Here is an 11,996-nt window from a genome sequence, read left to right as displayed (position 1 = left end):
GGAAATTTCTCCTGTTAGTGGGCGACAGCCGCAGCGCCGTGTTCGTCGATCAACGCACCGTTATGGAAACGGTCGATGGAGAAAGGTGCGGCCAGCGGGTGCATTTCACCCTTGGCGAGGCTCGCGGCAAATACGTTGCCTGAGCCAGGCGTGGCCTTGAAACCACCGGTGCCCCAACCGCAGTTGAAGAACATGTTCGGTACCGGCGTCTTGGAGATGATCGGGCAAGCGTCCGGCGTGGTGTCGACGATGCCGCCCCACTGACGGTTCATGCGCACCCGCGACAGCACCGGGAACATCTCGACGATGGCCTGGATGGTGTGTTCGATCACCGGGTACGAACCACGCTGGCCGTAGCCGTTGTAGCCGTCGATACCGGCGCCGATCACCAGGTCGCCCTTGTCGGACTGGCTGATGTAGCCGTGCACTGCGTTGGACATGATCACGCTGTCGATGATCGGCTTGATCGGCTCCGACACCAACGCTTGCAGCGGGTGGGATTCGATCGGCAGGCGAAAGCCCGCGAGCGACGCCATATGACCGGAGTTACCCGCCGTCACCACACCGACGCGCTTGGCGCCGATAAAGCCTTTGTTGGTTTCCACGCCGATACACACGCCGTTTTCCTTGCGGAAGCCGATCACTTCGGTCTGCTGGATCAAGTCCACGCCGAGTGCGTCAGCGGCGCGGGCAAAGCCCCAGGCCACGGCATCGTGACGGGCCACGCCGCCGCGCCTTTGCACGGTGGCGCCGAGTACCGGGTAGCGGGTGTTTTTCGAGCAGTCGAGGTACGGAATCTCGTCGGCTACTTGTTTGGCGTTGAGCAGTTCACCGTCCACGCCGTTGAGGCGGTTGGCGCTGACGCGACGCTCGGAATCACGGATGTCTTGCAGGGTGTGGCACAGGTTGTACACGCCACGCTGGGAGAACATCACGTTGTAGTTCAGGTCCTGGGACAGGCCTTCCCACAGTTTCATCGCGTGTTCGTACAGGTGCGCCGACTCGTCCCACAGGTAGTTGGAACGTACGATGGTGGTGTTGCGCGCGGTGTTACCGCCGCCCAGCCAGCCTTTCTCGACCACGGCCACATTGGTGATGCCGTGTTCCTTGGCCAGGTAGTACGCGGTCGCCAGACCATGCCCGCCACCGCCGACGATGACCACGTCGTAGACCTTTTTCGGGGTCGGCGTGCGCCACATCTTCTGCCAGTTTTCGTGATGGCTGAGGGAGTGCTTGAAGAGGCCGAAGCCCGAGTAGCGTTGCATAGTCATTACTCCAAAACCGCGCTCAGCGATAAACCGGGAAATCAGCGCACAGGGCAGACACGTGCTTGGCCACGTTGGCCTCGACATCGGCGTCGCCGAGGTTGTCGAGGATGTCGCAGATCCAGCCAGCCAACTCGACACACTGCGCCACTTTGAAACCACGCGTGGTCACCGCCGGGGTGCCGATGCGCAGGCCCGAGGTCACAAATGGCGACTGTGGGTCATTCGGCACGGCGTTCTTGTTGACGGTGATGTGGGCGCGACCGAGAGCGGCGTCTGCGTCTTTGCCGGTGAGGCCCTGACGGATCAGGCTGACCAGGAACAGGTGGTTATCGGTGCCGCCGGACACTACATCGTAGCCGCGTTTGATAAACACGCCGGCCATGGCCTGGGCGTTGTCGATCACTTGTTGCTGGTAGGCCTTGAAGCCAGGCTCAGCCGCTTCCTTGAAGCACACGGCCTTGCCGGCGATCACGTGCATCAGCGGGCCACCCTGGGCACCAGGGAATACGGCGGCGTTGAGCTTCTTCTCGATGGCTTCATTGGCCTTGGCCAGGATCAAGCCGCCACGTGGACCGCGCAGGGTCTTGTGAGTGGTGGTGGTGACCACGTCGGCGTACGGCAGCGGGTTCGGGTACAGGCCAGCGGCGACCAGGCCGGCGACGTGGGCCATGTCGACGAACAGCAGCGCGCCGACTTTGTCAGCAATGGCACGGAAGCGCGGGAAATCCAGGGTCTTGGAGTAGGCCGAGAAACCAGCCACGATCATTTTCGGCTGGCACTCGACAGCCAGGCGCTCGACTTCGTCGTAGTCGATCAGGCCAGTGTCGGTGTTGATGCCGTACTGCACCGCGTTGTACAGCTTGCCCGAGGACGACACTTTGGCGCCGTGGGTCAAGTGACCGCCATGGGCCAGGCTCATGCCCAGGATGGTGTCGCCGGCATTGATCAGCGCCAGGTACACGGCGCTGTTGGCGGACGAACCGGAGTGTGGCTGCACGTTGGCGTAATCGGCGCCGAACAGCTGCTTGGCGCGTTCGATGGCCAGGGCTTCAACCTTGTCCACGTGCTCGCAGCCGCCGTAGTAGCGCTTGCCCGGGTAACCTTCGGCGTATTTGTTAGTGAGGCCGCTGCCTTGAGCTTCCATCACGCGCTTGCTGGTGTAGTTCTCCGACGCGATCAGCTCGATATGATCTTCCTGACGCTGCTCCTCGGCATTCATCGCCGCCAGCAGTGCATCGTCATAACCCTGGATCTGGTCTTTCTTGCTGAACATCGCGTCTCTCCCAGCCTTTCGTATTGTTGAGGCCCTCGCAGGGCCCTTTGATGCGATGGTAGGGCTGGCGCTGGTAGATCAAATGCCTACGCACGCCACGCAAAGGTGCGTTTACGACATTGCCGGAACAACACACAACAAATGTGGGAGGGGGTTAGGCGATAGTCTGGCGGACGAGTAGCAGCAGGAAGAAATGCAGGGGATAGAGGCTGTACGCCCAGCGGCGCATGGCGGGTGGTGAGATGCTTGTGGCATGTCGTAATAAGACCAATCCGGCCAATGGCGCAATCAGGCATGCAGCCAATCCCAGCAGCGCCACCAGCGTGCCGCTGTTGAGCAGGATTTGCCACTGATTGGCGGCCACGCAGACCAATCCCGGCAACACACTGAAATACCAAGGCCGGCGAAACACCAGCAGCATCGCCAATGGCAGCAATACACCAAAGAAACCGAACATTAAGTGGGATGAAAACAAAGCCGCTATCGTGACGGCGATCAGCGCCAATCCTCGATCAACCACCGCCTTCTGCTGCAATCCTCGGGCAACCAGCAACCCCAGCGCCAACGTGGGTAGAACGTTCAACGTATCGGCATCCTCGATAAACAACCGATACGGCACTTCGCTGATCACACTGAACAGCAGCAGCCATGCCAGGTAACGCCAATGGCCGGTCACCGGTGCATGCCGGGTGCGATGCAGGTTCGCTGCAATCGCCAGGCAAAACCACGGGAACGCCAGGCGCCCCGGCACGTACAGGCCGTCCAGGCTCAAGCCGACATAGCGCAGGTGATCCAGCACCATGCACAGCAGCGCCAACCACTTGAGCAAATCCAAAGCGCCATCGCGGACACGTCCGACAGGCATCGTTTCAGTCCCGTGCATAATTCCCCAGTGACTTTGCATTTACAGAGCGTGCGCACCCGCGACAATCTTGGTTACAGTGCGCACCAACATCGACCACAGGAATGGGCCATGACCGACAAGAGCCAACAATTCGCCAGTGACAACTACTCCGGCATCTGCCCGGAAGCCTGGGCCGCCATGGAACAAGCCAACCAGGGCCATCAACGCGCCTATGGCGATGATGAATGGACCCACCGCGCCGCCGACGGTTTCCGCAATCTGTTTGAAACCGACTGCGAAGTGTTCTTCGCCTTCAACGGCACTGCCGCCAACTCACTGGCGCTGTCGTCCTTGTGCCAGAGCTACCATAGCGTGATTTGCTCGGAAACGGCCCATGTCGAAACCGACGAATGCGGCGCGCCGGAGTTCTTCTCCAACGGCTCCAAGCTGCTCGTCGCCCGCACTGAAAACGGCAAGCTGACCCCGGAGTCGATCCGCGAGATCGCCCTCAAGCGTCAGGACATCCACTACCCCAAGCCGCGCGCCGTGACCCTGACCCAGGCCACCGAAGTCGGCAGCGTGTACACCCCGGAAGAAATCCGCGCCATCAGCGCCACCTGCAAAGAGCTGGGCCTGAACCTGCACATGGACGGCGCACGCTTCTCCAACGCCTGCGCATTCCTCGGCTGCTCGCCGGCCGACCTGACCTGGAAAGCAGGCGTCGACGTGCTGTGCTTTGGTGGTACCAAAAACGGCATGGCCGTGGGTGAAGCCATCCTGTTCTTCAACCACAAGCTGGCCGAAGACTTCGACTACCGCTGCAAACAGGCCGGCCAGCTCGCGTCGAAGATGCGCTTTTTGTCCGCCCCGTGGGTGGGCCTGCTGGAGAACGACGCCTGGCTCAAACACGCACGTCACGCCAACCATTGCGCACAACTGCTGAGCAGCCTGGTAGCGGATATTCCGGGGGTGGAACTGATGTTCCCGGTGCAGGCCAATGGTGTGTTCCTGCAACTCTCCGAACCGGCCATTGCGGCGCTGACGGCCAAGGGTTGGCGCTTCTACACCTTTATCGGCAAAGGTGGCGCGCGCTTCATGTGTGCGTGGGATACCGAGGAAGAGCGTGTAAGAGAATTAGCCGCGGATATTCGGAAAGTGATGGAAGCCTGAAACCACGGGCCTTCCAGCGCATTTTCAGAGACTGTTTGTACGTATTTCTGACAGTATCTATCTACCCCTTGCCTTGGTTAGGATCTCGTCACCCCGATTGAACGGACGCGTTATATCGGGGCTGACTGCCTGCCGAATTGTCGGCTGGAAAAGGAAATCCTATCGAGGGCAACACCATGGAAATTCAAAGCTACACCACTGATTCGCAACTCCGGAACGACACCAACGCCACACTCGTCAGCCTGGACGATCTTCGAAAGTTGGCGAACGTCGGCGATACCATCATCGAGCCTTCACGACTCTTTACCGTGACCGGTAAAGAATTCGAAATGACAGCATCCGGGGCGTACATCATCAACCTGTTTGTGCGTTAAGCACTGACTGTGGGAGGGGGCTTGCCCTCTCCCACATTTCAGACCGGCGCTGTTAGTCAGAACTCGATGCGCACGTCACCCTTCGGCACGCTGCAGCACGAGAGGATGTAACCTTCGGCTTCGTCTTCTTCGGTAATCCCACCGTTGTGCTCCATCTCCACCTCGCCACCCAGCTTCATCACCTTGCACGTCCCGCATATCCCCATGCCGCAGGCTTTCGGAATCAACAGCCCAAGCTTGGCCGCCGCTGCGTGCACGGTTTCGCCCGGCGCCACGCGAATGCTCTTGCCTGACGCAATGAATTCCACCTGATGCAGGTCCGCCAAGTCGACTTCCGGCGCGTCGGCGGCTTGTTCGGCTTGTTCCACCGCATCGGCACGGGCTTCCGGCGGCGTCGCACCGAAGGATTCCTCGTGATAGCGCGCCATGTCGAACCCAGCCACTTCCAGCAGGCGCTTGACCGCGTTCATGTACGGCGTCGGCCCGCAGCAAAACACTTCGCGCTCCAGGAAGTCGGGCACCATCAGTTCGAGCATCTTGTGGTTCAGGTAGCCGCGATAACCCGCCCAAGGCTCGCCCAGGCCGTGCTTTTCGCAGATCAGGTGCAGGCTGAAGTTGTCGATCCGCGATGCCATGTGCTCCAGCTCGCGGTGGTAAATGATGTCTTTGGGCGAGCGGGCGCTGTGGATAAAGGTCATGTCGACATTGGCGTTGGTGTCGTAGAACCAACGCGCCATGGACATCACCGGCGTGATCCCCACGCCGCCGCTGAGGTACAACACTTTCGGGCTTGGGAAATCGATGGCATTGAACAGCCCGACCGGGCCGTGCACCGCCAACTCCTGGCCTTCGTGCAACGTGTCGTGCAGCCAGTTGGAGACCTTGCCCCCCGGCACACGCTTGATGGTCACCGAGAAGCTGTACGGCACCGACGGCGAGCTCGAAATGGTGTAGGAGCGCATGATCGGCTGGCCTTCGATTTCCAGCTCCAGGGTGACAAATTGCCCCGGTTTGAAAAAGAACAGGATCGGCTGGTCGGCCATGAAGCAAAAGGTGCGCACGTCCCAGGTTTCCTGGATGACTTTGACGCAACGGACGATGTGCCGACCATTGGCCCAGGTCTGGGTGGTTACTGGATTCAGGAAACTGTTGGACATGCTGATTCTCCACTGCCGATGCTCGGCTTTATGGTGGCGATTCTGCGTAACGCGAGAACCACCCATTTACCTATCTGCGACATTCACATACTTATCGCGACCAGCCCCCAACGACAGGGGGTTGCGCGTCGGGATCAGATTGGGCCATGTCGCCCATGGATAAGGATCGTCGCAACGCCGGCCCCACACTCACTCCCAACAACGACGCTTTCTTTACGCCTTGCTGCAAACCTGATTAGCCACTTATCTCGGCCACACAGAATGGCCATGAGGACACACACGATGGACGTCACCGCAACTTTAAGCTTGGGCGATCCGCTGGAACCCGCACGCAAGGCCACCGCGCAAATGCTGCAAGAGCGCGAGCGCACGTTTTCGCTGCCGCAGCCGTTTTACTCTGATGAGCGGCTGTTTGATATCGACATGCAGGAGATCTTCCAGAAAGAGTGGTTGATCGCCGGCATGACCTGCGAGATTCCCGCCAAGGGCAACTACCTGACCCTGCAAATCGGCAAGAACCCGATCATCGTGATCCGTGGCGCCGAAGGCGTGGTGCATGCGTTCCACAACGTCTGCCGCCACCGTGGCTCGCGCCTGTGCACCAGCGACAAGGGCAAGGTCGCCAAACTTGTGTGTCACTACCACCAATGGACGTACGAACTGGACGGCCGCCTGCTGTTCGCCGGTACCGAGATGGGCGCCGACTTCGACATGAAGCAGTACGGCCTCAAGCCAGTGAACGTGAAGACCGCTGGCGGCTACATCTTCATCAGCCTGGCCGAGAACCCGCCGGCCATTGATGACTTCCTGTCGACGCTGAACCATTACATGGAACCGTACGACATGGAGAACACCAAGGTGGCGATTCAGACCACTTTGTTCGAGAAGGCCAACTGGAAACTGGTGCTGGAAAACAACCGCGAGTGCTACCACTGCAATGCGTCGCACCCGGAACTGTTGAAAACCCTGCTGGAATGGGACGACGTCACCGACCCGCGCGCCGATCAGGCGTTCAAGGACCACGTGGCCGCATCCGCCGCCGCCTGGGATGCCGAGAAGATCCCTTACGCCCACGCCAGCTTCGGCCTGCGTAACCGCATCGTGCGGATGCCGCTGCTCAAAGGCACCGTGTCGATGACGCTGGACGGCAAGCAGGGCTGCGCCAAGCTGATGGGCCGCATCAAGAACCCGGACCTGGGCTCGATGCGCATCCTGCACCTGCCGCATTCGTGGAACCACTGCATGGGCGACCACATCATCGTGTTCACCGTGTGGCCGATCAGCGCCCAGGAAACCATGGTCACCACCAAGTGGATCGTGCACAAGGACGCCGTCGAAGGCGTGGACTACGACGTGGATCGCATGCGCCAGGTGTGGGACGCCACCAACGACCAGGACCGTCGCCTGGCCGAAGAGAACCAGCGCGGCATCAACTCCACCGCTTACCAGCCTGGCCCGTACTCCAAGACTTACGAGTTCGGCGTGGTGAACTTTGTGGACTGGTACAGCGAACGCCTGCTGAGCAACCTGGGCGCGGCCCCGGCGCCGTATCTCAAAGGCGTGGCCGTACACGACTGATTGAGGTCACTCATAGTCGTCTTACCCCTACCGGGCGAGCGCACCGTTCGCCCCGTAGATACCGTCTTGACTCACACCGGGCAAGCGCGCGTTTCGCCACGCGCCTCGCCATCGATCAAAATTCAACCAAACCTCCCCCAGACCTCTCCCACCCTGCCTCCCAGCCTTTGACCAACAACTTATCCACAAAGCCACCCACAGCAATTGTGGGCAACTGCGTTGCTTGCTCAAAATTAACTGAAGAAAATCCGTGACTTATTCAAGTTGACGGGTTTCAGCGCACATTGATCAATTTATGATCAATAGCCTACAAGCTACGGAATACGTGGTTCACAGCGGTACGCAAACACCTTATCCACAGAACCGCCAACAGACTTTGGGGGCAACTCGACATCGGGCGCAGACCTTATCCACATCAAAACACCTGTAAAAACCGCCACTTAGCCTGGTCATTTTTCGTACAGCCCGCCACAGGCCTTGATTTCCGTGACCTGTGGACAAGCACAAACACCTTATCCACAGGCACGTGCACAGCGATTGTGGGTAACCACCGCTTATCGGCCAACTGTACAAAAAGCACTCATATTAAAAGTTCATCTACACTCACTTTGCAGTTATATCCACTGGCCCGGGTGAGTGCAGAAGTCCTTGGCGCGATAGAGGGAGATAGACCAGTGATGTGGCAGGGTCATTCCAGCCATCACTGCGCCAAAGGTTTTACGCTGATTGAATTACTACTGACGCTGGCCTTGTTGGCCACGCTTTCGACAGTGGCTTATCCGCTGACGGCGTTGATGGGTAAACGCGACCGGGAACTCGACCTGCAACGCTCGTTGCGGGAAATACGCCGCGCGATCGATTCCTACAAAGAAGCCAGCGACGACGGTCGTATTGAAAAAAGCATCAGCGACAGCGGTTATCCACCCTCACTGCAGGTATTGGTCGAGGGGGTCACGGACAAGACCGATCTCAAGGGCAAAAAACTCTTCTTTCTGCGCCGTATTCCCCGCGACCCTCTCTGTGAATGTCCACACCTGTCGCCTGCGCAAACCTGGCAACTACGCAGCTACAAGAGCACCGCTGATAACCCACAAGAGGGAGAAGATGTATTCGACGTTTCGTCCAGCAGCACTCGGGAGAGTTTGAATGGAACGTTATACAGCCAGTGGTAATCGGGGTTTCACCCTGATCGAGTTGCTGGTGGTCATGGCGATCATCGCCACTCTCATGACCCTGGTGACGCCCCAGTATTTTCGCCAGCACACCAAGGCCCAGGAAACCGTACTGCGCCATAACTTGTCCTCCATCCGCCAGGCGCTGGACCAATACCGTGAAGACCACGGCGCCAATCCCGAGTCCCTGCAAGCCCTGGTGGAACGGCGTTATTTGCGCGAAATCCCCATGGACCCCCTGACCGGCAAGCGCGAAACCTGGCGATTGCAGCCTTCCGATGAACAAGGCCTGGGCGACGTACGCAGCGGCGCCCCCGGCACCGCCAACGACGGGAGCACCTATGCCGACTGGTAAGCACAACCAGCATGGCTCGGTATTCATGGGCATGTTGGTGACGGTGGCCGTGGTGGCCGTGATGCTGATGGAAGCCGGCACGCTTTGGTCCAGCGTGATGCAGCGCGAGCGCGAGTTGGAATTGCTGGCGCGCGGCAATGAGATTCGCCGCGCGATCGGGCTGTATTACGCGGCCGGCAATACCTTCCCCAAGTCCCTCGAGGACCTGGTACTCGACCGCCGTCAACCGACCATCAAGCGCTACCTGCGCCGTGCCTATGCCGACCCGCTGACCGGCAGCGCCGAGTGGGGTGTCATCGCCGGCCCCGGCGACACCCTCATGGGTGTCTTCAGCAAGGCCAGCGGCACACCCTTCAAGCAAGGCAACTTTGCAGTCATCAATCAGAGTTTTACAGGACAAGGCAGTTATCAAGGGTGGGTGTTTCTGTTTGGCCCTGGGCAGAACAACCCTGCAACCCGCATCGCTCCCACGGAGGATCAACTGACCCGATGACACTCACGCAATTGGCACACTGATCGTTCCAGCAGTTCGGAACTTGTTTATCTGAATTGAAGGTGGACTAGAGCATGAATAAGTATACGAAGAGACTTTTCAAATGGACGGTGGCGACCGTGCTTCTGGCACCCGCCTTGAGCTGGGCACATGGTGCGCTGGACTTCCCGGCATCACGCGCGGTGAACTGCCAGGCGACCGGCGGTTACTGGCAATCTGAGGATGGTTCCTCCATCGTCGACAAAGGCTGCCGAGAATCCGCAAAGATATTTAACGGCTCGGCCGCGAAAGTATTCCCCGCGCAGCAATGGAATGAGGTTGCCCATATTCCAGAGATCAATAACCCATCCTTGGATCAGATCAAGGCCATCATCAAAGATGGTCAGATCTGCTCCGCCAATGATCTCAGGAAAGCCAGCCTGGATAAGCCAACGCCCTATTGGACAAAGACGGAGGTCATTCCTGGGCAATCACTCACGATGCGACTTATCGGCACTGCCCCCCATGTCCCGAGCAAGTTTTATGCATTTACGAGCCGACCCGGCTTCGATACGGCTACGGATATATTGAAATGGAGTGATCTGGTACCGCTGGGCCCGGAAGAGCGGTTTACCGTCGCTAAAACAAACTGGCAGACCCCGCCAAGAATCGCCGGGGCTTCGGGTTACTTTGAAATAGTTAGAACAATCCCGAGTGATGTGTCGGGAAGTGGGTTGATCGTGGGTATATGGGTACGGAATGACCCCAATGGCGAATTTTTTATCTCGTGCTCGGATGTGAATTACCAAGGAGGCGGCGTGCCTGAAGAACCACACAACATTGGTTCATTCATCACTGCCGATATGCAAACGGCCAAGCGCGGAGACTCCGTGCATTTCAGGATCTTTGGTATCGACGCGGCGAGAACGGAACTGGTCAACATCATCCATAAACTTACAGCTTCTAATGAAGCCCCCAGTCAGTGGGGGAAAGAAATCGCCGATAAAGTCAACCCTTCCATCGCCAGGATTGGCGAGTTGGAGGGCACGACAATCAGGTTCAATCAAGCCAACCCACTGATCAACTCGACCTATGTCACCAACAAAGGTTACACACAGGCGATGTCAATCATGCCAGGTGAGGACCCAGGCCCTGTTAATCCGGCACCGCCTGTAGCACGAATCACGGGCCCGACAACATTGAAATCGGGACAAGCCTTTACGTTCAGTGGGGCAGGATCAACTGGTAGCAATGGACCTTTACTCTATGAGTGGGCAGTGCCAGGGATGACAGGCGCACAGAACGGCTCGACCATCAGCGGCAAGGCAATCAGCGTCACACAGGCAACTCCGTTCAAGGCACGCCTGCTTGTTCGCGACCAGCAAAACGGCAAAATCAACCAGGCGGTGTTGGACTTTACGGTGACGCCACCCAGTGACGGTGGGGAATACCCGGCGTATGTACCCAACAAACAACCCCCCTATCAGGCAGGCGAGATCGTTTCCAACAAGGGCGCAAATTACGCGTGTAAACCCTTCCCTGCCAGCGGCTGGTGCTCGCAGTCACCCAGTCATTACGAGCCTGGCGCAGGAAGCCATTGGAGCGATGCGTGGGATAAAAAAGACTGAACCCTAAGGCGTTTACGGTGAAAGACAAACGCCGGATGAGTACGGCGTTTGTCTGCACATTATTCATTACGGGTTCAACCATTAGAGCCAAACGTTATTGCGGGGCCAGGGCGTCTATATCAGCCAACGCTATAGTTGAGAGAGTCCTTAACCCTAATTCAACTGGAACCACATTAAACAACGCAGTCCTACCGGCGGTGCCCGCGTGACGACGGGCCGGGAGAGTTATACACAACCGCCCTACCTTGGCACTCCCACAGGGTATTTCCATGCGCACACACTCTTTTATCCACAGCCCCCAACGCGGCTTCACGTTATTGGAGCTGCTGGTCGTCCTGCTGATCATCGCCCTGCTCGCCAGCTATGTCGGACCCAAGATGTTCGATCGCCTGGAACTGGCCAAAGTGCAAACAGCCCAGGGCCAGATGAAGTCCCTTGCCGACGCCCTGAACCAGTACCGCCTGGACAACGGCAACTACCCCGACGAAACACTCGGCCTGAATGCGCTGAGCACGCGCCCTGCCAACGCAAACAATTGGCAGGGACCGTACCTGAAAACGCTGCCGCCAGACCCTTGGGGCAACCCCTACCTGTACAAAAACCCCGGCGCCCCGCCCAACGATGCAGAGATCATTTCCCTGGGTCGCGATGGCAAGGCCGGCGGTGTGAACACTTACGCCGACATCGTGTACGGGCTGTGACCCG

The 11,996-nt window shown here is 58.6% G+C and carries 12 protein-coding genes; 8 read left to right on the top strand and 4 right to left on the bottom strand.

Translation table 11 applies throughout. From position 1 onward, the window contains the following. Window positions 1-14 precede the first annotated feature (14 nt). The 3 genes from NDJ82_RS20380 to NDJ82_RS20370 form a co-directional block, all read right to left on the bottom strand. The gene (locus NDJ82_RS20380; RefSeq protein WP_010207084.1) at window positions 15-1,265 is read right to left on the bottom strand and encodes a sarcosine oxidase subunit beta; all 1,251 of its coding nucleotides are present in this window, start codon (window positions 1,263-1,265) and stop codon (window positions 15-17) included. A gap of 22 nt (window positions 1,266-1,287) precedes the next feature. After that, window positions 1,288-2,541 carry a serine hydroxymethyltransferase gene (gene glyA / locus NDJ82_RS20375; protein WP_099585735.1) on the bottom strand — a complete coding sequence of 418 codons (1,254 nt, stop codon included), beginning with the start codon at window positions 2,539-2,541 and terminating at the stop codon, window positions 1,288-1,290. 154 nt (window positions 2,542-2,695) lie between these two features. Then, window positions 2,696-3,424: a TraX family protein gene (locus NDJ82_RS20370; RefSeq protein WP_250926174.1), complete on the bottom strand. Its 729-nt coding sequence runs from the start codon at window positions 3,422-3,424 to the stop codon at window positions 2,696-2,698. Window positions 3,425-3,514: 90 nt separating this feature from the next. Here NDJ82_RS20370 and NDJ82_RS20365 point away from each other — a divergent pair, with 90 nt between their 5' ends. After that, the gene (locus tag NDJ82_RS20365; protein ID WP_250926173.1) at window positions 3,515-4,555 is read left to right on the top strand and encodes a threonine aldolase family protein; all 1,041 of its coding nucleotides are present in this window, start codon (window positions 3,515-3,517) and stop codon (window positions 4,553-4,555) included. A gap of 176 nt (window positions 4,556-4,731) precedes the next feature. Further along, window positions 4,732-4,929 (top strand): hypothetical protein, encoded by a 198-nt coding sequence (locus NDJ82_RS20360; RefSeq protein WP_250926172.1) that lies wholly within the window; start codon window positions 4,732-4,734, stop codon window positions 4,927-4,929. Between the two features lie 56 nt (window positions 4,930-4,985). Here the strand turns inward: NDJ82_RS20360 and gbcB are convergent, their stop codons facing one another. Beyond that, window positions 4,986-6,086 carry a glycine betaine monooxygenase reductase subunit gene (gene gbcB, locus NDJ82_RS20355; protein ID WP_017738440.1) on the bottom strand — a complete coding sequence of 367 codons (1,101 nt, stop codon included), beginning with the start codon at window positions 6,084-6,086 and terminating at the stop codon, window positions 4,986-4,988. Window positions 6,087-6,368: 282 nt separating this feature from the next. On the opposite strand from gbcB, the gene gbca reads away from it, so the two are divergent. From gbca to gspG, 6 genes are all read left to right on the top strand, one after another. Then, on the top strand, window positions 6,369-7,664 hold the full coding sequence (gene gbca / locus NDJ82_RS20350) for a glycine betaine monooxygenase oxygenase subunit (RefSeq protein ID WP_099585739.1): 1,296 nt from the start codon (window positions 6,369-6,371) through the stop codon (window positions 7,662-7,664). 677 nt (window positions 7,665-8,341) lie between these two features. Beyond that, window positions 8,342-8,836: a type II secretion system protein gene (locus tag NDJ82_RS20345; protein WP_112192615.1), complete on the top strand. Its 495-nt coding sequence runs from the start codon at window positions 8,342-8,344 to the stop codon at window positions 8,834-8,836. Continuing rightward, complete coding sequence (locus NDJ82_RS20340) at window positions 8,811-9,191, top strand: type II secretion system protein (protein WP_099585741.1); 381 nt, start codon at window positions 8,811-8,813, stop codon at window positions 9,189-9,191. The genes NDJ82_RS20345 and NDJ82_RS20340 overlap by 26 nt, the downstream gene beginning before the upstream one ends. Beyond that, the gene (locus NDJ82_RS20335) at window positions 9,178-9,684 is read left to right on the top strand and encodes a type II secretion system protein (protein ID WP_177411501.1); all 507 of its coding nucleotides are present in this window, start codon (window positions 9,178-9,180) and stop codon (window positions 9,682-9,684) included. Before NDJ82_RS20340 ends, NDJ82_RS20335 begins: the two co-directional genes overlap by 14 nt. Window positions 9,685-9,758: 74 nt before the next feature. Next, on the top strand, window positions 9,759-11,291 hold the full coding sequence (locus tag NDJ82_RS20330) for a lytic polysaccharide monooxygenase (RefSeq protein WP_250926171.1): 1,533 nt from the start codon (window positions 9,759-9,761) through the stop codon (window positions 11,289-11,291). A gap of 269 nt (window positions 11,292-11,560) precedes the next feature. Then, window positions 11,561-11,992 carry a type II secretion system major pseudopilin GspG gene (gspG, locus tag NDJ82_RS20325; RefSeq protein ID WP_112192618.1) on the top strand — a complete coding sequence of 144 codons (432 nt, stop codon included), beginning with the start codon at window positions 11,561-11,563 and terminating at the stop codon, window positions 11,990-11,992. Window positions 11,993-11,996 lie beyond the last annotated feature (4 nt).

This window comes from Pseudomonas sp. SR18 (assembly GCF_023701505.1).
GTDB classification, from domain to species: Bacteria; Pseudomonadota; Gammaproteobacteria; order Pseudomonadales; family Pseudomonadaceae; genus Aquipseudomonas; species Aquipseudomonas cyclaminis.
The sequence above is the reverse complement of the archived record's forward strand: the minus strand, read 5'-3'. Positions and strand labels throughout refer to the sequence as shown.